The sequence below is a fragment of the Lentzea sp. NEAU-D7 genome, assembly GCF_026242055.1.
Classification (GTDB): domain Bacteria; phylum Actinomycetota; class Actinomycetes; order Mycobacteriales; family Pseudonocardiaceae; genus Lentzea.
Genome location: NZ_JAPJDL010000016.1, coordinates 161998 through 184785, shown reverse-complemented (window position 1 = coordinate 184785; position 22788 = coordinate 161998). Strand labels below are relative to the sequence as shown.

Sequence of the window (22788 nt, the reverse complement as noted above, 5' to 3'; positions counted from 1 at the left end):
GGCACGGACAAGTGCGGAAGTTCACCGCGTTGACGCTGGTCACAGCTATGGTCGCCCTCACGCCGGTGGCGAGAGCGGACGCCTCGGTGACCACACTCCGCGGGATGTCGCTGGAACAGAAGGTCGGCCAGCTCTTCGTCACGTACGTCAACGGCCAGGCCGCCGACGTCCCGCACCCCAAGAACCAGGCCGACTTCGGAGTGGCGACGGCCGCGGACATGGTGCGCAAGTACCAGCCCGGCGGTGTCATCTACTTCAACAACTCGAGCCGCGACAACATCGACACCCCCAAGCAGATCGCGCAGCTCTCCAACGGCCTGCAGAAGGCCAGCAAGGTCCCGCTGCTCATCTCGATCGACCAGGAGATGGGCGTCGTCACGCGGATCGGCCCGCCGGCCACCCAGCTGCCGGGCAACATGGCCCTCGGCGCGAGCCGCAGCACGGAGGACGCCGAAGAGGCCGCGCGCATCGCGGGCCAGGAGCTCCGCGCGATGGGCATCAACCAGAACTTCGCGCCGGACGCCGACGTCAACTCCAACCCGGCGAACCCCATCATCGGCGTGCGCAGCTTCTCGAGCGACCCGAAGCTCGCCGCCGACATGGTCGCCGCCCAGGTGCGGGGCTACGAGGGCCGCCGCTGGTTCGACATGACCTCGGTGACCTCGACCGCCAAGCACTTCCCCGGCCACGGTGACACGTCCGAGGACAGCCACACCGCCCTGCCGGTCTCGAACCGCAGCCTCGACCAGTGGCGCCAGATCGACGCGCCGCCGTTCTCCGCCGCCATCGCCGCCAAGATCGACTCGATCATGACCGCGCACATCCAGGTGCCGCAGATCGACCCGTCCGGCAACCCGGCCACGCTCAGCCCGAAGATCATCACCGGTCTGCTGCGAGACGAGCTGAAGTACGACGGCGTGGTCGTCACCGACTCGCTGGAGATGGCGGGCGTCCGCAAGCTGCACTCCGACGCCGAGATCCCGGTGCTGGCCATCAAGGCGGGTGTCGACCAGCTGCTGATGCCGCCGAACCTCGGCGCCGCGATCGACAGCGTCGTCAAGGCCGTCCGCAGCGGTGAGATCACCGAGCAGCGCATCGACCAGAGCGTCCTGCGCATCCTGAAGATGAAGCTGCTGCGCGGCGTCATGCTCACCTCCGAGGTGGACGTGAACAAGGTCGACCAGGTCGTCGGCTCGAACACCCAGCAGGCCCAGGCCATCGCCGACCGCGGCATCACGGTCGTCCGCAACGACGGCCAGGCGATCCCGCTGAACGCCACCGCTCCCCTGGTCGTCGGCACCAGCGACGCGACCGCCTCGGCGCTCGCGACCAGGCTCAAGGGCACCAAGTTCGTCACCGCCACGAGCCCCACCGCCGCCCAGATCCAGCAGGCGGTGGCAGCGGCCGCCAACGCCGACAAGATCGTGGTGCTGACCAACAACGCGAGCACCAGGCCCGCCCAGGTCGACCTGATCAACCAGCTCGTCGCCACCGGCAAGCCCGTCGTCGCGGCCGCGACCGGCAACCCGTACGACGTCGCCCACAGCGGCGCCAAGACGTGGCTCGCCACCTACTCGACGACCACGGTCTCGATGGAGGCGCTGGCCAGGGTGCTGCTCGGCGAGGTCAAGCCGCAGGGCAAGCTCCCGGTCGACGTGCCGGGCCCGACCCCCTACCCGTTCGGGCACGGGGTGACCTGGTGAGAAGGCGGAGCTTCCTCGCGGCGAGCGCCCTGTCCGTCCCCCTCGTCACGACCGCATCCGCCGGCGCGGCCCCGAAGCTCGCCACCGCGGCCGAACAGCTCGCGCAGGACGGCTGGCGCAAGCTCGAGGGCCGCAAGGTCGGCGTGCTGACGAACCCGACGGGCGTCTTGAAGGACCAGACGCACATCGTCGACTCGATGGTCGCCCACGGCGCCAGGCCGACCGCCGTCTTCGGACCGGAGCACGGCTTCCGCGGCACGGCGCAGGCGGGCGGCTCCGAAGGCGACTACGCGGACCCGCGCACCGGTATCCCGGTGTACGACACGTACCAAGCCAGCCCCGCGAAGATCCAGGCGATGTTCACGAAGGCGGGCATCGACACGGTCGTGTTCGACATCGCGGACGTGGGCGCGCGCTTCTACACCTACATCTGGTCGATGTACCAGGCGATGGAAGCGGCCAAGGACCTGGACTTCATCGTCCTCGACCGCCCGAACCCCATCGGTGGCACCGCGAACGGCCCGCAGCTCGACCCCGCCTACGCGACGTTCGTCGGGCTGAAACCGATCGTGCAGCAACACGGCATGACGGTCGGTGAGCTGGCGCGCTACTTCAAGGGCGAGTTCGGCCTGACGACGGAGCTGGACGTGGTCGACGTCCGGGGCTGGCGCAGGAACCAGCTCGACACGGGCCTGCCGTGGGTGCCGCCGAGCCCGAACATGCCCACCCCGGACACCGCGCTGGTCTACCCCGGCACGTGCCTGTTCGAGGGCACGGTCCTGTCCGAGGGCCGCGGCACCACCCGCCCGTTCGAGACGGTCGGCGCGCCCGGCATCGACTGGCGCTGGGCCGAGGCGCTGAACGCCCTGGACCTCGGGGGCGTCCGGTTCCGCGAGACCTACTTCTCGCCCACGTTCAACAAGTTCCAGGGCAAGACCTGCGGCGGCGTCACCCTGCACGTCACCGACCCGCGGAGGTTCGACGCCATCAAGGCCGCCGTGGCCATGCTGATCACCGCGAAGTCGCAGTACCCCGGCGTGTTCGCGTGGCGCCCGGACAACTGGATCGACAAGCTCAGCGGCTCCGACCGGCTGCGCAGGATGATCGACGCCCAGGCTCCCCTGGCCGAGGTCGTCGGCGCGTGGCAGCAGGAGCTCCAGCAGTTCCGCCGCACCCGCCTGCCCTACCTGCGCTACCGGTGAGGACGCCATGCTCATCCCTGCCCTGGCCACCGCACTCGTGACGACCCTGGTCCCCGGTCACTTCGACCAGCCCCAGGACGGCTTCGCACACCAGTGGACGACGCTGCGCGAGTCGAACCCGTTCTGGGCCGGCCTCGACCCGGAGCCGGTCAACACGGCCCTGCGCCAGCTCCGCGACTTCACGAAACCCCAGGCCAACGGCAAGCCGCTGTACGCCGGCGCGGTCACGATGTACGTGCACGACGGCAAGATCGTCACGCACGACCGCACCGGCTACGCGGTCCTCTACAAGGACCAGCAGTCCCAGCTGCCGGAAGACGAACGCGTCCCGATGAAGAAGGACACGATCTTCGACTTCGCCTCCATCTCCAAGCTGTTCACGTCGATCGCGGTGATCCAGCAGGTCGAGCAGGGCCGGGTGAGCATCGACGAGAAGGTCGCCACCTACCTGCCCGAGTTCGGCGTGAACGGCAAGGAGAACATCACCGTCAAGCAGCTCCTCACACACACGAGCGGCCTCGAACCGTTCATCCCGTTGTGGCAGAAGTACCCGGACGTCCCGTCACGCATCAAAGCCGTGATGGACGTGAAGCCGAAGTCGACGCCCGGCACCACGTACGTCTACTCGGACCTGAACCTGATCACGCTGGGCGAGCTGGTCTTCAAGGTCAGCGGCAAGAAGCTCGACCAGGCGGTGAGCGACGGCATCACCAAGCCGCTCAACATGAAGGACACCGGGTACAACCCGAAGGCCAAGGACCGCACGGCCGCGACGGAGTTCCAGGTGACACCGCCACGCGGCATCGTCCGCGGTGAGGTGCACGACGAGAACGCGTGGTCCCTCGGAGGAGTGGCGGGCCACGCCGGTGTGTTCGGCACGGCCAAAGACCTCGCCGTCCTCGGCCAGACGATCCTCAACGGCGGCACCTACCAAGGCCGCCGGATCCTCAGCGAGCACTCCGTCGAGCTGATGCTCACGAACTTCAACCAGCAGTTCCCGGACAACGCCCACGGCCTCGGCTTCGAGCTCGACCAGCGCTGGTACATGGGCGCCCTGAGCGGCCGGGGAACGGCGGGCCACACCGGCTACACCGGCACGTCGTTCGTGATCGACAGGTCCTCGCGCTCGATCGCGATCCTGCTGACCAACCGCGTGCACCCGAGCCGCGACTGGGGCAGCGTCAACCCGGCCCGCCGCGCCGCCGCCGACGGCCTGGCCGGTGCCCTCGCGGTCAGGAGCAACGGGAAGCAGTGGCGCGCAACGACTTCCGGCGGCACGCTCACCGCGGAGCGCCCGGTCGAGGTCTTCGTCGACGTCGACAAGGGCGACAAGCTGACCGTCCAGCACTGGAACGGCACGGACTGGCAGGACGCGCGCACCATCACGACGACCGGACGCCGTTGGGTGCCGACCGAACCCGTGAAGACCAGGTTCGTCTACACCAAGGCGGGCCAGTACAACGGCCGCGGCGTCTACGTGCACGCACGCGGCGACGTCACGGCCGAAGGCTGGTCAGTGGCACGCCGCTAGTACCTCGGTGAACAGCGGGAGCGCCCGTGGGAACGCGGGCGCTCCGAAGCTCAGCACGATCCCCGTGCGGTCGTCGTCGCTCAGCTCGTGCCGGAACCACGAGAGAGGGCTGACCTCGATCCCCCGTTCCCGCGCGGACCGCACGATCTCCTCTTCGTGAGGCGTGTCGAGCACCGCGTGCATTCCCGCCGCGATGCCGGACACCGACACGTACGGCGAGACAGCCTCCACCAGGCGGTCACGACGCCGCTGGTACTTCAGCCGCATCCGGCGCACGTGGCTGTCGTACGACCCGGACTCCAGGAAGTCGGCCAACGTCAGCTGGTCGAGCATGCTGATGTGCTGCTCGCGATCGGTTTTCAACGCCAGCACCGGGTCCACGAACCGGTCGGGCAGCACCATCCACGCGATCCGCAGCGCCGGTGACAACGCCTTGCTGGACGTGCCCAGGTACACGACGTGCTCCGGGTCGAGCCCCTGCACGGCGCCGACGGGTTGCCGGTCGTAGCGGAACTCCCCGTCGTAGTCGTCTTCCAGCACAAGGCCGCCCACGCGCCGTGCCCACTCCACGGCCGATGCACGCCGCCGCGGGTGCAGCGGGCCGCCCAATGGGAACTGGTGCGCGGGCGTCAACACACACGCCCGCAGGTCGTCCGGCAGTTGCTCGGTGTTCGCGCCGTGGTCGTCCACCGCCAACGGCACCGTCGACGTCCACAACGACCGGTGGAAGCCGAGCCCGTACTCCTCGACGACGACCGGCGGCGCGAGCAACCGGTCGAACATCTTGACGGCGCCCCCGAACCCCGAGCACACCACGATCCGTTCGGGATCGGCACGCACGCCCCGCGCCCGTGCCAGGTACTCGGCCAGTGCGGTGCGCAACTCGATGCGGCCCTGCGGATCTCCCGGCCCGAACGCCTCCGAAGGCGCCGCCGTCAGCGCCCGTCGTGTCGAGCGGATCCACTCCGCGCGCGGGAACTCGGTGACGTCCGGCGTGGAGACCGTGAGGTCGAACCGCACCTCGTCGTCCGAGGCACGGCGAGTGACTGGAGGAGGAGGCTCGACTCGTTGCGCCACAACGGTTCCCGAACCTTGACGTGCGGTCAGCCACCCCTCCGCCACCAGCTCCGCGTAGGCCTCGGCGACGGTGTTGCGCGCGATCCCGAGGTCGAGCGCGAGCGAGCGCGAGGCGGGCAGGCGGGTGCCGGGTGGCAGCCGCGCCGACCGGACCGCCTCGCGCAACGACGCCGTCAACCGGTGCCGCAGGCCACCCGGACCGGACAGGTCCAGGTGGAAGTCAAGATTGGCCCACGATTCCACGACCAGATTGCACCACGTCCAGGGCCAATCAGCGCCATAGGTTTTACCCATGACGAACCGCATCGACCTCGCCAAGAAGGCGCCGAAGGTCTACCGCGCCATGATCGCCCTCGACGCCGCCGCCCGCGAGGGTCTCGACGAGCAGCTCGCCGAACTGGTGCGCATCCGCGCCTCCCAGCTCAACCACTGCGCCTACTGCCTCAACATGCACACGGTCGACGCCCGCAAGGCCGGCGAGACCGAGGCCCGCATCTACCTCCTCAACGCGTGGGAGGAGGCCGGCGACCTCTACACCGCGAAGGAGCGGGCCGCGCTGCGGCTCACGGAGGCCATCACCGTCCTGAGCAGCCACGAGTACGTCAGCGACGAGGTCTACGAGGAGGCCGCGCGGCACTTCGGCGAGGAGGAGCTCGCGCAGCTCATCGCGTTGATCTTCACCATCAACTCGTGGAACCGGATCGCGGTCTCCACCCGGAAGGTGCCCGACGTTCACTAGAACCTGCCGACAGAGTGACTTTCGGACACACTCCGTTGACCCTCGCAGTGGCGGTTAGTAAGTTTCCCACGTGTCCACTGAAAGCACTGCCGAGTCCAGTCCACTGGTGAAGATCCGGTCGTTGCTGCCCGGTCTCGCGCGCGCCGAGCAGCGCGTCGCGAAGGTGGTGCTGGAGAACCCCGGAACCGTCGCCCACCGCAGCATCACCGAGGTCGCCGAGCAGGCGGGCACGAGCGAGACGACGGTGACGCGGTTCTGCAAGGCGATCGGCGTCGGCGGGTACCCGGAGCTGCGCATCGCGCTCGCCGCCGACACGGCCCGCAGCCAGGCCAGGGCCAACCACGACATGGGTGGCGACATCGGACCGGGCGACGACCTCAAGCAGGTCGTGGGCAAGGTCGCGTTCGCCGACGCCCGCGCCGTCGAGGAGACCGCGGAGCAGCTCGACATCGAGTCGCTCGACAAGGTCGTCCAAGCGGTCGCGGGCGCCCGCCGCGTGGACGTCTACGGCTTCGGCGCGAGCGCTTTCGTGGCGTTCGACCTGCAGCAGAAGCTGCACCGCATAGGGCTCACCTGCTTCGCGTGGAACGACACGCACATCGCGCTGACGTCGGCCGCCGTGCTGACCGGCGCGGACGTCGCCGTGGGCATCTCGCACACCGGCTCGACCGCGGAGACCGTCGAGGCCCTGCGCGTCGCCGGCGAGACCGGTGCCACCACCGTCGCGCTGACGAACTTCCCGCGCTCGCCCATCACGGAGATCGCCGACCACGTGCTGACCACGGCCGCGCGCGAGACCACGTTCCGCTCCGGCGCGATGGCGAGCCGCATCGCCCAGCTCACGGTGATCGACTGCCTGTTCATCGGCGTCGCCCAGCACCACGTGGACACGGCGAAGACGGCGCTGGAGGCGACCTACGAGGCGGTGTCCGGCCATCGGCTCGGTGCCAGACCAGACGGCCGGCGACGGCCGCGGGAGACGACTAAATGATCGCCCCCCGGAACGGTGTGGTGGTGCACGTGGAATCTCCGACCGAGCAACGGAACCCCCGCACCACGGACATCGACCGGGTACCCACGATCGACGTGCTGCGCATGATCAACGAGGAGGACCGCACGGTCCCCGCCGCGGTCGCGCAGGCACTGCCGCAACTGGCCAGCGCCGTCGACCTGGGCGTCGCGGCGATCATGTCCGGCGGCCGCGTCCACTACGTCGGCGCGGGCACCTCCGGGCGTCTCGCCACACTGGACGCGGCGGAGCTCGTGCCCACGTTCAACGCACCGGCGGACTGGTTCGTCGCCCACCACGCCGGCGGTTCGGAAGCCCTCGTCCGCGCCGTCGAAGAGGTGGAGGACCACTCGGGCGCCGCCCAGATCCGCCGCCACGCCACCGCGAAGGACCTGGTCGTGGGCGTGACGGCGTCCGGGCGCACACCGTTCGTGATCGGCGCGCTGCAGGAGGCGCAAGCAATTGGCGCCCACACCGTGCTGGTGTCGAACAACGCGTCGGTGCCGTTCGCGCCGGACGTCCTCGTCGCGCTGAACACCGGCCCCGAGGCCATCGCCGGCTCCACGCGGATGAAGGCGGGCTCGGCCCAGAAGCTGGTCCTGACGTCGTTCTCCACGGCGGTGATGGTCAAGCTCGGCCGCACCTACTCGAACCTGATGATCAGCATGCGCGCCACCAACGCGAAGCTGCGCGGCCGGACGATCCGGATCCTGCACGAGGCCACCGGGCAGCCCGAGACCGCGTGCGAGCAGGCGCTGCTGGACGCGGACGGCGACCTCAAGGTGGCGCTGGTGCACCTGCTGTCCGGCGCACCGACCGAACGTGCGGCCGCTGCCCTGGAGGACACCAAAGGCCACGTCCGCAACGCCTTGGACCGGCTAGCCGGCTGACACGATGTCCGGCCCGAACACCTCGTAGTGGATGTCGGTGACGCCCGCCGCGAGCAGCTGGGTCCGCATCGCGCGCACGAACGGCACCGGCCCGCAGAGGTACGCGGTGGTGTTCCCGGGGACGGGAACGCCGCGGAGGTCGACCTGCCCGGTCCGCTCGGCCGGCCACTCGCCGACCGGCCGCTCGTAGAAGAGGTGCGCCGTCGCGTCCTCCAGCTTGGCCACGAGCTGGGTGAGCTCGGCGCGGAACGGGTGGCTGAACTGGTCGCGGTCACCGTGCACCACGATGACCTGCCGCGGCGAGCCGGTGGCGGCGAGCTCGGCGAGCATCGAGATCATCGGCGTGCAGCCGATCCCCGCCGACGCGAACAGCACCGGACCGTCACCGGGCCGCAGCGTCACGTCCCCGGCCGGACGGCTGAGCCTCAGCGTGCTGCCCACCGGCGCGCAGTCGTGCAGGTACCGGGACACCTCGCCGTCGCGCTTCACCGAGAACTGCAGCGCGTCGTCGGTCCGCCCGGACAGGCTGTACTGGCGGATCTGCCGGGCCCCGTCGGGCAGCGGGACCTGGATCGACACGTACTGGCCGGGCACGTTCAGGGGCACCGGACCGGTGACCGGCCTGACGACGAACGTCACCACGTCCTCGGTCTCCTGGAACCGGGCGATCACCCGGTAGTCCTGCTGTCCCCTGGGCAGGAACCGCTCCAGCCCGATCAGCGTGTCGGCCATCAGCCAGTAGACCTCGCTCCAGGCCTCCGCGATCTCCGGCGTGACGTTCAGGACCTCGCCGACCGCCGCGAGCAGGTGGTCGTGCACGACCGCGTACTGCCCGGCCGTGACGCCGACCGAGACGTGCTTGTGCGCGATGCGGCGCAGCATCGCTTCGGGCTTCTGCCCCGCGAGCAGTCCGGACGCGAAGGCCGCGACCGAGCCGGCCAGCGCCTGGGCCTGCGTGCCGTCGGCCTGGTTGCCGCGGTTGAACAGGACCCGGAGCAGGACCGGGTGCTCGGCGAACAAGCGCCGGTAGAACAGCCGGCTGATCTCGCCGATGGTGGCGCCGACCGCGGGCAGCGTGGCCTCCACCAGCTCAGCGGACTTCGGGGACAGCATCGAGAGCTCCTCGTGTCAGCGCCCGGCATGAGAACCGGAGCAGTGGTTGAGCGATGAGGTCCCCGACGGACTGCGGATCGAGCGCGGTCCAGAGGCTATCCCGGTAGCACCGGGCGCCACGGGATAGGCGTCGACAGCACCATCGCGCTGGACGTCTCCCCGTGCGCGGCCAGCCGGACCAGCAGCCGTTCCAGCTCGACGATGGACGTGGTGACGACTTTCACGACCGAGCAGATGTCCCCGGTCAGCCGCACGACCTCGACCACCTCCGGGAGGTCGTCGAGCAGTTCGGGGTGCACGGTGATGCACCGCGGGCCGTAGCACTTCATGCGCACCAACGCGACGACCGGACGCCCGACGACGGTGGGGTCGACCACGGCGCGATAGCCGGTGATCGCGCCCATGTTCTCGAGCCGGCGAACCCGCTGCGCGACCGTCGGCGGCGAGACGTGGACGCGGCGAGCCAGCTCGTTGTACGACAGCCGCGCATCCTCTTGGAGAGCCTCCAACAGGGCCTTGTCCACCTCGTCCAACATGAACGCAAAGCTACCCGGCGATTCGTTTTCTGATTGGAAGAAGTTCGAGCCAAACGCCTTTCGTCGCCCATTCAGGTGACGGGCCGTTCCGGCGACGATTGACGCATGAGCTGCCCCGTGTCCCCCAAGCTGGATTTCGGCGGCACCACGCCGTACGAGGACTACGTGCACGCGTCGGTGCTGCACACCCTTCAACAGCAGTGGTCCAAAGATCCCCGTGAGATGTCGTTCCTGGTCATCACGCAGGTGATGGAGCTGTACTTCGGCCTGCTCTGCTTCGAGTGGCGGCAGGCCCAGACCGAGCTGCGCGCCGACGACCTGCGCGCGGCCGTGCGCACGCTCCGGCGTTCCGACCTGCACCTCCAGGCGCTGTCCGCGGCCTGGAGGCCGATCGCGCGCATGACGCCGACCGAGTTCAACTCGTTCCGCGACGCGCTCGGCGAGGGCTCCGGGTTCCAGTCGGGCATGTACCGCGAGATGGAGTTCCTGCTCGGCGAGAAGTCCAGGTCGATGCTCGTGCCGCACCGCGCCGTGCCGGCGATGCACGACCAGCTGGAGAAGTCTCTGGGCGAGCCGTCGCTCTACGACGACGTGCTGGCCGCGTTGCGGCGCAGGGGTTTCGACATCCCGCAGAGCGTGCTGGACCGCGACCTGACCAAGGCCTACGAGCCGTCGCCCGAGGTCGAGCAGGTGTGGGCGGCGATCTACCGCGGTGACGACCGCGACCTGCTGGAACTGGGCGAGGCGCTGACCGACATCGCCGAGGAGTTCGCCCGCTGGCGTTACGACCACCTGCTGGCGACCCGTCGTTCGATGGGCTCGAAGGTCGGCACGGGCGGCTCCGCCGGTGTCGCCTGGCTGGAGAAGCGCACCCAGCGAGCGGTGTTCCCGGAGCTGTGGACCGCGAGGAGCTACGTGTGAGGCGCGAGCTGTTCGACATCCCCGAAGGCGTCATCTACCTCGACGGCAACTCGCTCGGCGCACCTCCGAGGCACGTGGCCGAACGCGTGCAGGAGGTCGTGCGGCACCAGTGGGGCACGCGGCTGATCAGGTCGTGGAGCGAGGGCTGGTGGGAGGCGCCGCAACGGATCGGCGACCGGATCGGCCGGCTGGTCGGGGCCGCTCCCGGTCAGGTCGTGGTGGGCGACTCGACGTCGGTGAACGTCTTCAAGGCGTTGATGGGCGCGGTGAAGGGCACCGAACGCACCGAGATCGTGTGCGACGAGTCGACCTTCCCGACCGACGGCTACATCGCGCAGTCGGTGGCTTCGCTGACAGGGCTGAAGATCCGCGCCGCACAGCCGTCCTCTTTGGACCTGAGCGAGGACACCGCCGTGGTGTTGCTCAACCAGGTCGACTACCGGACCGGTGCGCTGCACGACATGAAGGCGCTCACCGAGCAGGCGCACGCCGTCGGCGCGCAGGTGGTCTGGGACCTCTGCCACAGCGCCGGTGTGCTGCCCATCGAGCTGGACGCCCTCGGCGTCGACTTCGCGGTGGGCTGCACCTACAAGTTCCTCAACGGCGGACCGGGCTCGCCGGCGTTCATCTACGTGCCGGAGCACCGGCAGGCGACGTTCGAGAACCCGCTCTCGGGCTGGAACGGCCATCGGGAGCCGTTCGGCATGAAGCCTTCCTACGAGCCCGATCCCGGCATCGCCCGCGCACGGGTCGGCACGCCGGACATCCTGTCGATGCTGGCGCTCGACGCGGCGCTGGACGTCTGGGACGACGTCGACCTGGCCGAGCTGAGGCAGCGCGGACTGGCGCTGACGGCGTTGTTCCGCGAGCACGTCGAGAAGCTGACGAACCTCGAGGTGATCACGCCGGACCAGCGGGGCAACCAGATCTCGGTGCGCTGCCCGGACGCCAGGGCCGTCATGGACGAACTGATCGCACGCGGAGTCATCGGCGACCACCGGCCTCCGGACATCCTCCGGTTCGGCTTCGCCCCGCTCTACGTGACCGACGAGGACGCGGTCAAGGCCGCCGAGGTCCTGGCGGACGTCACCCGGTGAGCGCGGCGTCCGCGATGCTCTTCGCCTCGCGGGCGCCCGCCTCCAGCGCCGAGCAGACGAACAGGATCCACTGGGCGAGGCCCTCCAGGGACCCCGACGCGAACGCCACGGACGCGGCCTCGTACTCCGCTGAACGACGCAGGCACGCCACCTCCGGCACGCCGAGGCCCTTCGGGTCCAGGCCGGTGGAGATCGACGTCATCCGCGCGGCCGCGCGGGCGACCACCCCGTTGGCGACGTCGAACGGCGCCAGCCCGAGCAGTTCGCCGTGCACCACCGCGACGACGATCGGCGCCGGCACGGACGTGCCGCCGGTGACCAGCGAGCCGAGCATGTCGAGGCGCTGCGACACGTCCTCGGAGACGCGCGGGCGCCCGACGTCGGCCGTGAGGTCGGCGGCGGCGAGAACGTGCAACCGCGCGAGGGCCTGCAACGGCGCGCGCTGCCACGTGGCGACGAGGCCGCCCAGCGCCTCCGCGATCCGCAGGGACCCCGCCAGCACCGGGTCCGAGACCTCGCCGGACTCCGGGATCTCGGTCGGACCGCCTTCCAGGGCCGCCGACGCACGTGCCGCGCGGACGGACGCTTCCGCGGCCGTCGTGGCCCAGCCGCGCAGGTTCACCCGATGGCGGTGGACCTGGAAGACGGCGTCCTTGGCGGCGTTCGCGGCGTCTGCCACTCCAGGCAAGGAAAGCAGCGGTGCGAGAGGATCGGTCACGGTCGCGCAGAGTACCTGACCAGGTGAAACGGGTGACCCAGCTCACTGGCCCAACCGTTGAGCGCGCAACTGCGCCCGTTCAACGCGCCACACGTGCCTGGACCAGACGAAACGGGTTACACAATGACAGCCGTGTAACCGACCTCCCCAGATTGGTCTGAACCTTTTTGGGGAGGAACCTGTTGGAAGTGAACTGGCTCGCACTACGGTCAGTACCCGCATCCCCAACCGGTCTGGACTTTCCAGGAGGTCTCGCACCATGACGCAGTCGCCAGGCCAGGGCAACGCTCTGGACAACCTGCTCACGGAGAGCAGGACGTTCCCGCCTTCCGACGAGTTCGCGGCACAGGCGAACGCACAGCCCGCGCTGTACGAGGAGGCGAAGGCCGACCGCGAGGCGTTCTGGGCGAAGCAGGCGGAACGGCTGCACTGGGACACCAAGTGGGACCAGGTGCTCGACTGGTCCGGCGCCCCCTTCGCCAAGTGGTTCGTCGGCGGCAAGCTCAACGTGGCCTACAACTGCGTCGACCGCCACGTCGAGTCGGGCCACGGCGACCAGGTCGCCATCCACTGGGAGGGCGAGCCCGGCGACTCCCGCGCCATCACCTACGCCGAGCTGCAGCGCGAGGTCTCCAAGGCCGCGAACGCGTTGACCTCGCTGGGGATCGGCGCCGAGGACCGCGTCGCGATCTACATGCCGATGGTCCCCGAGGCGATCTTCGCGATGCTGGCGTGCGCCCGCGTCGGCGCGATGCACAGCGTCGTGTTCGGCGGGTTCTCCGCCGAGGCGCTGCGCACCCGCATCGAGGACTCGGCGTGCCGCCTCGTGATCACGACCGACGGCCAGTACCGCCGCGGCAACCCGGCTCCGCTCAAGCCCGCCGTGGACGAGGCCGTCGCCGGCGCGCCGTCCGTGGAGAAGGTCATCGTCGTCAAGCGCACCGACACCGAGGTCGCGTGGACGGACAAGGACGTGTGGTGGCACGAGCTGGTGGACTCGCAGTCCGACCAGCACACCCCCGAGGCGTTCGACTCGGAGCACCCGCTCTTCATCCTCTACACCTCGGGCACCACGGGTAAGCCGAAGGGCATCCTGCACACGTCCGGCGGCTACCTCACGCAGGCGTCGTACACGCACAACTACGTGTTCGACCTCAAGCCGGACACCGACGTGTACTGGTGCACCGCGGACATCGGCTGGGTCACCGGCCACAGCTACATCGTCTACGGCCCGCTGTCGAACCGCGTGACGCAGGTCGTCTACGAAGGCACCCCGAACACCCCGCACGAGGGCCGCCACTGGGAGATCGTGCAGAAGTACGGCGTCTCGATCTACTACACGGCGCCGACGCTGATCCGCACCTTCATGAAGTGGGGCGCGGACATCCCGGCCAAGTACGACCTCAGCTCGTTGCGCGTGCTGGGTTCGGTCGGCGAGCCGATCAACCCCGAGGCGTGGATCTGGTACCGCGAGAACGTCGGCGGCGGCAAGGCCCCGATCGTCGACACGTGGTGGCAGACCGAGACCGGCGCGATCATGATCTCGCCGCTGCCCGGCGTCGTCTCGACGAAGCCCGGCTCGGCGCAGCGCCCGCTGCCCGGCATCGGCGCGAAGGTCGTCAACGACGAGGGCGTCGAGGTCGAGCACGGCGGCGGTGGCTACCTCGTGCTGGACGAGCCGTGGCCGTCGATGCTGCGCGGCATCTGGGGCGACGAGGAGCGCTACCGCGACACGTACTGGTCGCGCTTCGGCGAGCAGGGCTTCTACTTCGCCGGTGACGGCGCCAAGTACGACGCCGACGGCGACATCTGGCTGCTCGGCCGCGTCGACGACGTGATGAACGTGTCCGGTCACCGCATCTCGACCACCGAGGTCGAGTCGGCGCTCGTGTCGCACCCGACCGTGGCCGAGGCCGCCGTCGTCGGCGCGTCCGACGACACGACCGGCCAGGGCATCGTGGCGTTCGTGATCCTGCGCGGTGGCGCGGGTGCGGACGCCGGTGGCGCGGAGGCGATCAAGGCGCTGCGCGACCACGTGGCCAAGGAGATCGGCCCGATCGCGAAGCCGCGCCAGATCATGGTCGTGCCGGAGCTGCCGAAGACGCGCTCGGGCAAGATCATGCGCCGCCTGCTGCGCGACGTGGCGGAGAACCGCACGGTCGGCGACGTGACGACGCTGGCCGACTCGTCGGTCATGGACCTGATCTCGGCGGGCCTGCAGTCGGGCAAGGCCGAGGACTGATCAGCTCAAACGTGACGGGCGTCCTCACTCGGGGCGCCCGTTCGCGTTAAGATCGCGTTCAGGTGAGCCGGGAAGTCTGGTCGGCACGAGTATTCGTGTACCTGCTGATCGCCCCGGGAGCCCATTTGTCGCGCAAGAAGGCCGCAGTCGCCGAGTTCGCCCGCTACCTCCGCACGGAAACCGTCGGCGGCATGGTGCTGCTCGGAGCCACGGCCATAGCGCTGATCTGGGCCAACTCGCCGTTCTCCCCCGCCTACTTCGGACTGCGGGACCTCCACCTGGGACCGCTGTCGGTCGGCGACTGGGCTAAGGACGGCCTGCTCGCGATCTTCTTCTTCGTCGCCGGGCTCGAGCTGAAGCGCGAGCTCGTCGTCGGCGAGCTGTCGAACTTCAAGGCCGCCGTCCTGCCGATCGTCGCGGCGGTCGGCGGGATGATCGTGCCCGCGCTGGTCGCGCTGGGCATCGGCTGGGGCGAGCCCGGGATCGAGAAGGCGTGGGCGATCCCCGTCGCGACGGACATCGCGTTCGCGCTCGGGGTGCTGGCACTGACGGCGTCGGGGCTGCCGTCGAGCCTGCGGGTGTTCCTGCTGTCGCTGGCCGTGGTGGACGACCTGGGCGCGATCGTCGTGATCGCGATCCTGTTCACGGCGCAGTTCAACCTGCTCGCGGCGGGGGCGGTCGTGCTGCTGCTGGCGCTGTACTGGTTCCTGCAGCACAAGAGGATCACCAGCCCCTGGCTCTACGTGCCGATCGCGCTGGCCACGTGGTGGTTCATGCACGAGTCGGGCATCCACGCCACGATCGCGGGCGTCGCGCTGGCGTTGCTGACGCGGGTGCGGCGCGACCCGTACGAGCAGGAGGCGCCGGCCGTGCGGCTGGAGCACCGGCTGCAGCCGTGGTCGGCGGGGGTGGCCGTGCCGGTGTTCGCGCTGTTCGCGGCGGGTGTGCCGGTGGGCGCCGAGGCGTTGGGGAAGCTCTTCGAGGACAAGATCGCGATCGGCGTGATGGCGGGGCTGGTCGTCGGCAAGGTGATCGGGATCGTGGGGGCGTCGGCGCTCGCCGTGTGGCTCAAGGCGGCGGTCTGGCCGTCCGGGGCGGGGCCGCGCGACATCGTGGCCGTGGCGACGCTGGGCGGCGTCGGGTTCACCGTCAGCCTGCTGATCGCGGACCTCTCCCTCGCCGAGGCGGAGACCGCGAAGGCCGCTGTGCTGATCGCCTCGATGATCGCGTCGCTGCTCGCCGCGGTGTTGCTCATTCGTCGCAGCCGGGCTCATGGCACCATGTCCGAGTGACCACCAGGGAGCACATCGCGTCGATTCCGCTGACCGCAGACGACCCGACGGCCGAGGCGTCGATCGGCGGTCTTGTCCGTGATGCGACGGCCCACGTGTCGACTTTGGTCAGAGCGGAGGTCGAGCTCGCCAAGGGCGAGATCACGGCCGAGATCAAGAAGGGCGTCAAGGGCAGCGTCTTCTTCATCGTCGCCCTGACGATCCTCTGCTTCAGCCTGTTCTTCCTGTTCATGGCGCTCGGCTTCGGCTTCGCCGAGTGGTTCGGCTGGGGCTACTGGGCGGGCTTCGGGCTCGTGTTCGTCGTGATGCTGCTGACCGCCGTCGCCTTCGCCTTCCTCGGCTACCGCAAGGTGAAGAAGATCAGGGCGCCGGAGAAGTCGATCGCGGCCGCGAAGGACACCGTCGCGGCCCTCACGCGCAGGGGCGACGACAACTGAGCCGCAAACCCGACCCGTCCGTCGTGCGGGTCGCGGGTCCGTGGACGCACCGCGACGTCTCGGCCAACGGCATCCGCCTGCACGTCGCCGAGCTCGGCGAGGGCCCGCTCGTGCTGCTGCTGCACGGGTTCCCCGAGTTCTGGTGGGCGTGGCGGCACCAGCTGACCGCACTGGCCGAGGCGGGCTATCGCGCCGTGGCCGTGGACCTGCGCGGCTACGGCGACTCGGACAAGCCTCCTCGCGGCTACGACGGCTTCACCCTCGCGGGTGACATCGCCGGACTGGTCAAGGCGCTCGGCGCTCCACGTGCCCACCTCGTGGGTCACGCGTGGGGCGGTGCGACCGCGTGGACCGTCGGCGCCCTGCACCCGCGCGTGGTCTCGTCGATCTCCGTGCTGTCCGCACCACACCCCCTGGTGACGCGCCGGACGTTCCGCCGGCATCCCCGGACGAACTCGCACGTGCTGCGCTTCCAGCTGCCGATCCACCCGGAGCGCTGGCTGACCGCCGAGAACGGTCTGCAGGTCGCCAAGCTGCTGTCCGCGTGGTCCGGTCCGAAGTGGCGGTCGGCGCCCGAGTTCGACGAGGTCATCCGCCGCTGCCGGCAGGCGATGACGGTGCCGGGCGTGGCCCACAGCGCGCTGGAGTACTACCGCTGGGCGGTGCGCTCGCAGCTGCGCAGCGACGGCCGCCGGTTCGCCGAGGCCGTCGACAAGCAGGTGCAGGTGCCGGTGCTGCAGATCCACGGCGCGCTGGACCCGATCGTCCTGGAGTCCTCCGCACGGGAGTCACTGCAGTGGCTCGGGCCCGAGTCGGAGTTCCGCTACCTGCCGGAGGTGGGGCACTTCCCGAACCAGGAGGCGCCCCACACCACGAGCAGGCTGATCACCGAGTTCCTGCAGAAGCTGAGCTGAACGCGGTCGCGAGCGCGGCGGCCGGGTCGTCCGGCAGGTCCACAGACCGCCAGGCGACGTAGCCGTCTGGCCTGACCAGCGACGCCCCCTTGGTCGACAGCCCGAACACGTCCAGCTGCTCGAACCGTTCGTACCGGACGGCCAGGCCTGCCGCGGCCTCCTCCCACTGCGGGTGGTCGGCGACGAGCACCCAGCCGCGCTGGAACAGGTCCACAGTGGACCTGCCCGGCGCGGTCCACGCGTGCGGCGCCCTGGTGCCCGGCTGGCCGTTCCACCGCTCGGGGAGCTGGGCGGGCGGGAGTTCCGGGCCGGCGCCGAGCACCGCGTCCGAGCGGTAGAGGACGCCGAAGTGCATGGCGTTGTTGTCGTACAACGGCGCGTCGTCCGGCTCACCGTCGCGGTTGTGGCCGTCGTCGCGCGCGAAGATCTGCTGGTGGCAGAGCATCGCGACCGGACGCCGTTCCGCGTCGTAGGTGTCCAGGAGGGACGGTCGCGACTCGCCGTCCAGCACCGCGGCGAGCTTCCACGCGAGGTTGTGCGCGTCCTCGATGCCGACGTTCGCCCCGAACCCGCCGCGGCTCGGCGGCAACGTGTGCGCGGCGTCGCCCGCCAGGAAGATCCGGCCCTGCGAGAACCGGTCCGCGACGGCCGCGCTGATCGTCCAGCGACCGGTGGTGATGATCTCGACGTCGAGGTCGTCGCGGCCGATGGCCTGGAAGATCTTCTGCCTCAGTTCCGGCTCGTCGTACTCGCGGTCGTCGAGCATCAGGACCCAGCGGCCGTCGCCGTAGGTGGTCAGGAAGCCCACGCCGTCGATGACGAACTGGCCGATCCCGTCCTTCAGGTACTCCTGCAGCGGCGCGCGGAACAGCACGCTGCGGGAGGTGTGCATGTACCCGCGGCCGGTGCGGCCGATGCCGAGCTGTTCGCGGACCGGGCTGCGGTGGCCGTCGGCCGCGATCAGGTAGTCGGCGCGGATCTCGTACGGCTCCCCGTCGCCCTGGACGACCGCCGTGACGCCCTCGTCGTCCTGCGCGAACTCCAGCATCCGGGTGCTCATGCGGATGTCCGCGCCGAGTGCACGGGCCTTGTCGCGCAGGATCGGCTCCATCCGGTCCTGCGCCACACCGATTCCCGCGGACGGCGAGTGCTCGACGTCGGAGAGCTCGGCCGGCGGCGACCAGAACGTCTCGTCGAACTTCTTCCCCACCAGGCTCTCGGCCCTGACCCGCCGGACACCGAAGCCCTTCGCCATCCTGCTCGGCGGCAGCTCGTCCTCCAGCCCGACCGCCCGCAGCAGCTCGCCGACCCGAGCGTTGAACCCGACCGCTCGCGGGTGCGCCGAACTGCCCGGATGCTTCTCCACCAGCGTCACGGGCACCCCGCGCCACGCGAGGAACAACGCGGCCGACGTGCCCGCCAGGCCGCCCCCGACCACCAACACCGAAGTCTTCACGACCATCCCCTCTCGATACAGCGTATCGCTCAATACACTGTATCGCGATGAGACGCTGTATTGTCCAGCTCGATGTCGACCGAACCCGTGTGGGACCGCCCAGAGCCGCCCAGCAAGCCGTCACCGACCCCGTTGAGCAGGGAACTGATCGTGGGGGCCGCGATCAGGCTCGCCGACGAGGGCGGGCTCGACGACGTGTCGTTCCGCAAGGTCGCCGCCGCGCTGAACGCCGGTCCGATGCGCCTGTACGGCTACGTCGAGACCAAGGACGAGCTGCTGGACCTGATGGTCGACGAGGTCTACGGCGAGATCACGCCACCGCCGGCGAGGTCGGGCTGGCGCTCCGCGCTGGAGCACGTCGCGCACGAGGTCCGGAACGCGGCGAAGCGGCACGAGTGGTTCATCGACCTGCTCAGCGGCCGCCCGCACCAGGGCCCGAACTCGCTCGCGCACATCGAGTCGACGCTCGCCGCGGTCCGGCTCCCGGACATCGACCAGGTGCTCGCCGTGGTCAGCGCCGTGATGGCGTACGTGTTCGGCGCGGTCCGCAGCGAGATCACGGAGCTGCGCGCCGAACGGGCCACCGGCCTGACCGAGGAGCAGTGGCAGCGGGCGTCCGGCCCGTACATGGCGCGGATGCTCGCCACCGGACGCTTCCCCCTGCTGGGCAGGGTCATGCACGAGTCCACCGACCGCGATCCGGCCGAGGTCTTCGACACCGGTCTCGGCTACGTCCTGGACGGCATCGCCGTCCGGCACTCCCTCTAGCTGGCGCAGCCCTGGGTCGAGGCGCGCTTGGTGAGCGTCGGCGCCTTCTGCACCATCGCCTGCACCTGCTGGGCGGTGAGCACGAAGCCCGTCTCCGGGTCGTCGACCGCGGCGCCGAAGACCACGCCCATCACCCGGCCGTTGGGGTCGACCAGCGGGCCGCCGGAGTTGCCGGAGCGGACCTCGGCACGAACCGTGTAGACGTCACGCGTGACCGTCTGGGCGTCGTAGATGTCCGGGCCGCGCAGCAGCGGGATCCGCTCCCGCACACGGGCCGGCGAGGCCTTGTACGGGCCGTCGAGCGGGTAGCCGAGCACGATGCCGTCCTCGCCCGGCTGGACCTCGTCCGAGCGGAACTGCAGCGGCGTGGCCTCCAGGTCCGGCACCGCGAGCACGGCGATGTCCGTGCGCGGGTCGTAGGAGACGACCGTCGCGTCGAACTGGCCGCGGCCGACCTCGACCGTCACCTCGTTCGTGCCGGCGACCACGTGCGCGTTGGTCATGACGCGTTCCGGCGCGATGACGAAGCCGGTGCCCTCCAGCGCACGGGAGCACGACGGCGCACGGCCGCGAACCTTGAGCACGGACGCCTTCAGCTTGCCCGCCACCGGTGACGTCGCCAGCTGGTTGTCCGGCGGCTCGACGTCCTTGAGCGGCGTGCGGTTGAACGGGTCCATCGCCTGCGGGAAGCCCGAGACGTCGAAGAGCTTCTGCAGGTCGCCGGACAGCACGCGGGCGGCCTGCGGCATGGTCTGGTCGACCTTGCCGAGGATCACCGACTGCTTGAGCGACGAGGTGAGGTCCGGCAGGCCGACGACCGAGGTCAGCGGCAGCGCGATCATCCAGGCCACGACGAAGACGACGAAGCCCTGCACGATCGCGCCCAGCGCGTTGTCCGCGCCGCGCAACGGCGACGCGTTGACCCGCGCCTTGATCGTCCGGCCGATGTAGACACCGATCGTCTCGCCGAGCGCCACGAGCAGCACGACGATGCCGACCGCGAACACGACCTTCGTGACGACGTTCTCGAACTGGGAGACCAGCAGCGGAGCGATCTGTGTGCCGAGGATCAGGCCGACGAGCACGCCGACGAAAGCGGGCAGCGCGACGACCATGCCTTGCCTGGCCCCGGAGACCGCGGCGATCGCGGCAAGGCCCAGCACGAGCAGGTCAACCCAGTTCAACCCGAAACCTCCGCCTCACTGTGTAGCGCGCAACGCTAGTTCAAGGTCACGCACATCGGTCGCATCCCACGGCTGTTCCCAGCCGCCGAGTGCGATCAGGCCGTTGATCAACCCCGCGGTGAAGCCCCACACCAGCATGCCCGGCGCGGAGAAGGCCGCTCCGACGTAACCCGCGGGGTGACGCACCCGGAACCTGTTGGCAGGATCGGCGAGGTGCGCGACCGGCACCCGCGCGACCGCGGCGGTCTCCGCCGGGTCGACAGGTGCGACGGGGCTCGGCTGTTCCCAGTAGGCGAGCACGGGCGTGACCACGAACCCGGACACCGGCACGTACAGCTCCGGCAGCGTCGTCAGTGGTCTCACTCCTGACTCAAGTACACCTGTCTCCTCGTAAGCCTCGCGTAATGCCGTGCCCACCGGCCCGTCGTCGGTCTCGTCGGACGCACCGCCGGGGAACGCGACCTGGCCGGGATGCGAGCCCAGCGTGTCCGAGCGGCGCAGCAGCAGCACGTCCGGCCCGTGGTCCTCGGACTCGCCGAACAGCATGAGCACGGCCGCCTTGCGCACGCCCTGCTCCGGCGCCCGCGGGACCCGCATGAACGTCTGCGCGTCGATCTCCTCGGTGGCCTTGGCCAGGCGCTGCATCCAGTCGGGTGGCTCTGTCGCCTCCGTCATCGAACCGCCTTCTCCACCTGTTCCGGCGCCTTGAAGTACGGCGGATCGGTGATCTGCCGGACCTGACCGTCCGCTGCTACGTAATACGTGGCGGGAAGCGTCATCGGCGCCTTGACTTGCTTTCGCAGCTCGTCCGCCCCGTCGTGGACGGAGGGCAGCCGCACGCCGAGCCTGGTGAGCAACTCCAGGCCGTCCGCCTCCCTGCTCTCCACGAGAACTGGGACGACCGGGACGGCACCTGGTTGCTTCGCGTACGCGTCCAGCACGGGCAGCTCCTCCTGGCACGGCTGGCACCAGGTCGCCCAGAAGTTGATCAGGAGCGGGCCCTTGAGCGCGAGGGCCGTCCGGGTGCCGTCACCCAGGCAGGTCACGCCGACGCCGCCCTCCGCCGCCTGCACGCACGGCCGGAGCTGGGCCTGCGCGCGCAACGCGGCCATGTCCTGGGTGGGGCGGGTGGACGTGGGCTGCGGCCCCGGCGCTTCTTCACGGGGCCACAGCGCCACGACACCCGCCACGCCGAGGACGAGCACCACTACCAGCCAGCGCGTGCGGTTGTTCACGCTCCTAGCTTCTCACCGGCCCGCACCCGCTCGGCGAGCTCGATCAGGTGCGGCTTCTCGTCGCCCTTCACGAGCTTGGCGGCCTTGTCCGGGTCCTCCGGGCCGAGGCCGTACGACGGGCAGTCGTTCATCAGCAGGCAGGCGCCGCAGGCCGGCGTCTTGGCGTGGCAGACGCGGCGGCCGTGGAAGACGATCCAGTGCGAGGCCATGGTCCAGTCGCGCTTCTCGATCAGCTCGCCGATGGCGTGCTCGACCTTGACCGCGTCCTCCAGGTCGGTCCAGCCCCAGCGGCGCACGAGACGCCCGAAGTGGGTGTCGACTGTGAGCCCGGGCACATCGAACGCGTTGCCGAGAACCACGTTGGCCGTCTTGCGTCCTACACCGGGGAGCTTGACCAGCTCCTCCATGTTGCCCGGCACCACACCGTCGTGCTGCTCCACAAGAGCGGCACCGAGACCCATCAGAGACGTCGCCTTGTTCCGGAAGAAACCGGTCGGGCGGAGCATCTCCTCGAGTTCGGCCCGGTCGGCACCGGCGTAGTCGGCGGCCGTCGGGTACTTCGCGAAGAGCGCGGGAGTGACCTCGTTGACCTTCTTGTCGGTGCACTGCGCGGACAGGATGACCGCCACGACGAGCTCGAGCGGCGTGGTGAAGTCCAGCTCGCAGTGCGCGTCCGGGTATCCCTGGGCCAGCACGCGCACCATCCGGCGGGCCCTGCGGGTCA

22 protein-coding genes are annotated in these 22788 nt (G+C 69.9%); 13 read left to right on the top strand and 9 right to left on the bottom strand.

Annotation, left to right across the window (positions count from 1 at the left end):
* Nucleotides 1-47: 47 nt before the first annotated feature.
* The 3 genes from ORI60_RS29335 to ORI60_RS29325 are packed head-to-tail and all read left to right on the top strand — an operon-like array spanning nucleotide 48 to nucleotide 4436.
* A complete protein-coding gene (locus tag ORI60_RS29335) occupies nucleotides 48-1703 on the top strand; it encodes a glycoside hydrolase family 3 N-terminal domain-containing protein (RefSeq protein ID WP_416234506.1) in 1656 nt (551 codons plus the stop codon).
* Entirely contained in the window at nucleotides 1700-2905 is a 1206-nt protein-coding gene (locus ORI60_RS29330; RefSeq protein WP_266041227.1) for a DUF1343 domain-containing protein, read from the top strand. The genes ORI60_RS29335 and ORI60_RS29330 overlap by 4 nt, the downstream gene beginning before the upstream one ends.
* Nucleotides 2906-2912: 7 nt before the next feature.
* On the top strand, nucleotides 2913-4436 hold the full coding sequence (locus ORI60_RS29325; RefSeq protein ID WP_266041226.1) for a serine hydrolase domain-containing protein: 1524 nt from the start codon (nucleotides 2913-2915) through the stop codon (nucleotides 4434-4436).
* Here ORI60_RS29325 and ORI60_RS29320 read toward each other — a convergent pair.
* Complete coding sequence (locus ORI60_RS29320) at nucleotides 4419-5756, bottom strand: PLP-dependent aminotransferase family protein (RefSeq protein WP_266041225.1); 1338 nt, start codon at nucleotides 5754-5756, stop codon at nucleotides 4419-4421. The two genes, ORI60_RS29325 and ORI60_RS29320, sit on opposite strands and share 18 nt — an antisense overlap.
* Before the next feature lie 49 nt (nucleotides 5757-5805).
* Here ORI60_RS29320 and ORI60_RS29315 point away from each other — a divergent pair, with 49 nt between their 5' ends.
* The 3 genes from ORI60_RS29315 (at nucleotide 5806) to ORI60_RS29305 (ending at nucleotide 8151) form a co-directional block, all read left to right on the top strand.
* Nucleotides 5806-6252: a carboxymuconolactone decarboxylase family protein gene (locus ORI60_RS29315; protein ID WP_266041224.1), complete on the top strand. Its 447-nt coding sequence runs from the start codon at nucleotides 5806-5808 to the stop codon at nucleotides 6250-6252.
* A gap of 70 nt (nucleotides 6253-6322) precedes the next feature.
* Nucleotides 6323-7243, top strand: a complete 921-nt coding sequence (locus ORI60_RS29310) for a MurR/RpiR family transcriptional regulator (RefSeq protein WP_266041223.1) — start codon at nucleotides 6323-6325, stop codon at nucleotides 7241-7243.
* Complete coding sequence (locus ORI60_RS29305; protein WP_266041222.1) at nucleotides 7240-8151, top strand: N-acetylmuramic acid 6-phosphate etherase; 912 nt, start codon at nucleotides 7240-7242, stop codon at nucleotides 8149-8151. The genes ORI60_RS29310 and ORI60_RS29305 overlap by 4 nt, the downstream gene beginning before the upstream one ends.
* On the opposite strand, the gene ORI60_RS29300 is transcribed toward ORI60_RS29305, so the two are convergent.
* Together ORI60_RS29300 and ORI60_RS29295 are read right to left on the bottom strand one after the other, a co-directional pair.
* On the bottom strand, nucleotides 8140-9264 hold the full coding sequence (locus ORI60_RS29300; RefSeq protein WP_266041221.1) for a globin domain-containing protein: 1125 nt from the start codon (nucleotides 9262-9264) through the stop codon (nucleotides 8140-8142). The genes ORI60_RS29305 and ORI60_RS29300 overlap by 12 nt on opposite strands.
* Nucleotides 9265-9359: 95 nt before the next feature.
* On the bottom strand, nucleotides 9360-9800 hold the full coding sequence (locus tag ORI60_RS29295) for an Lrp/AsnC family transcriptional regulator (protein WP_211257779.1): 441 nt from the start codon (nucleotides 9798-9800) through the stop codon (nucleotides 9360-9362).
* Between the two features lie 105 nt (nucleotides 9801-9905).
* Here ORI60_RS29295 and ORI60_RS29290 point away from each other — a divergent pair, with 105 nt between their 5' ends.
* Both ORI60_RS29290 and kynU read left to right on the top strand, forming a co-directional pair.
* Complete coding sequence (locus ORI60_RS29290; protein ID WP_266041220.1) at nucleotides 9906-10721, top strand: tryptophan 2,3-dioxygenase; 816 nt, start codon at nucleotides 9906-9908, stop codon at nucleotides 10719-10721.
* Nucleotides 10718-11818 carry a kynureninase gene (kynU, locus tag ORI60_RS29285; RefSeq protein ID WP_266041219.1) on the top strand — a complete coding sequence of 367 codons (1101 nt, stop codon included), beginning with the start codon at nucleotides 10718-10720 and terminating at the stop codon, nucleotides 11816-11818. Before ORI60_RS29290 ends, kynU begins: the two co-directional genes overlap by 4 nt.
* On the opposite strand, the gene ORI60_RS29280 is transcribed toward kynU, so the two are convergent.
* The gene (locus ORI60_RS29280) at nucleotides 11808-12536 is read right to left on the bottom strand and encodes an oxidoreductase (protein WP_266041218.1); all 729 of its coding nucleotides are present in this window, start codon (nucleotides 12534-12536) and stop codon (nucleotides 11808-11810) included. The genes kynU and ORI60_RS29280 overlap by 11 nt on opposite strands.
* 259 nt (nucleotides 12537-12795) lie before the next feature.
* Between ORI60_RS29280 and acs the strand changes: the two genes are divergently transcribed.
* From acs to ORI60_RS29260, 4 genes are all read left to right on the top strand, one after another.
* Nucleotides 12796-14778: an acetate--CoA ligase gene (acs, locus tag ORI60_RS29275; RefSeq protein ID WP_266041217.1), complete on the top strand. Its 1983-nt coding sequence runs from the start codon at nucleotides 12796-12798 to the stop codon at nucleotides 14776-14778.
* A 125-nt stretch (nucleotides 14779-14903) separates the two neighbouring features.
* Nucleotides 14904-16070: a Na+/H+ antiporter NhaA gene (nhaA, locus tag ORI60_RS29270; RefSeq protein ID WP_266041277.1), complete on the top strand. Its 1167-nt coding sequence runs from the start codon at nucleotides 14904-14906 to the stop codon at nucleotides 16068-16070.
* A complete protein-coding gene (locus ORI60_RS29265; protein ID WP_266041216.1) occupies nucleotides 16067-16507 on the top strand; it encodes a phage holin family protein in 441 nt (146 codons plus the stop codon). The genes nhaA and ORI60_RS29265 overlap by 4 nt, the downstream gene beginning before the upstream one ends.
* Nucleotides 16504-17421 (top strand): alpha/beta fold hydrolase, encoded by a 918-nt coding sequence (locus ORI60_RS29260; protein WP_266041276.1) that lies wholly within the window; start codon nucleotides 16504-16506, stop codon nucleotides 17419-17421. Before ORI60_RS29265 ends, ORI60_RS29260 begins: the two co-directional genes overlap by 4 nt.
* Here the strand turns inward: ORI60_RS29260 and ORI60_RS29255 are convergent.
* Complete coding sequence (locus ORI60_RS29255) at nucleotides 17393-18877, bottom strand: FAD-dependent oxidoreductase (protein WP_266041215.1); 1485 nt, start codon at nucleotides 18875-18877, stop codon at nucleotides 17393-17395. The genes ORI60_RS29260 and ORI60_RS29255 overlap by 29 nt on opposite strands.
* Nucleotides 18878-18949: 72 nt before the next feature.
* On the opposite strand from ORI60_RS29255, the gene ORI60_RS29250 reads away from it, so the two are divergent.
* Nucleotides 18950-19645 (top strand): TetR/AcrR family transcriptional regulator C-terminal domain-containing protein, encoded by a 696-nt coding sequence (locus ORI60_RS29250; protein ID WP_266041214.1) that lies wholly within the window; start codon nucleotides 18950-18952, stop codon nucleotides 19643-19645.
* Here ORI60_RS29250 and ORI60_RS29245 read toward each other — a convergent pair.
* Genes ORI60_RS29245 through nth form a run of 4 tightly spaced genes read right to left on the bottom strand, consistent with a single transcriptional unit; the run spans nucleotide 19642 to nucleotide 22768 of the window.
* Nucleotides 19642-20829 (bottom strand): MarP family serine protease, encoded by a 1188-nt coding sequence (locus ORI60_RS29245; RefSeq protein WP_266041213.1) that lies wholly within the window; start codon nucleotides 20827-20829, stop codon nucleotides 19642-19644. The two genes, ORI60_RS29250 and ORI60_RS29245, sit on opposite strands and share 4 nt — an antisense overlap.
* A gap of 15 nt (nucleotides 20830-20844) precedes the next feature.
* Complete coding sequence (locus ORI60_RS29240) at nucleotides 20845-21504, bottom strand: NUDIX hydrolase (protein ID WP_266041212.1); 660 nt, start codon at nucleotides 21502-21504, stop codon at nucleotides 20845-20847.
* Nucleotides 21501-22064: a TlpA family protein disulfide reductase gene (locus ORI60_RS29235; protein ID WP_266041211.1), complete on the bottom strand. Its 564-nt coding sequence runs from the start codon at nucleotides 22062-22064 to the stop codon at nucleotides 21501-21503. The genes ORI60_RS29240 and ORI60_RS29235 overlap by 4 nt, the downstream gene beginning before the upstream one ends.
* Nucleotides 22061-22768 carry an endonuclease III gene (gene nth, locus ORI60_RS29230; protein ID WP_266041275.1) on the bottom strand — a complete coding sequence of 236 codons (708 nt, stop codon included), beginning with the start codon at nucleotides 22766-22768 and terminating at the stop codon, nucleotides 22061-22063. Before nth ends, ORI60_RS29235 begins: the two co-directional genes overlap by 4 nt.
* Nucleotides 22769-22788 lie beyond the last annotated feature (20 nt).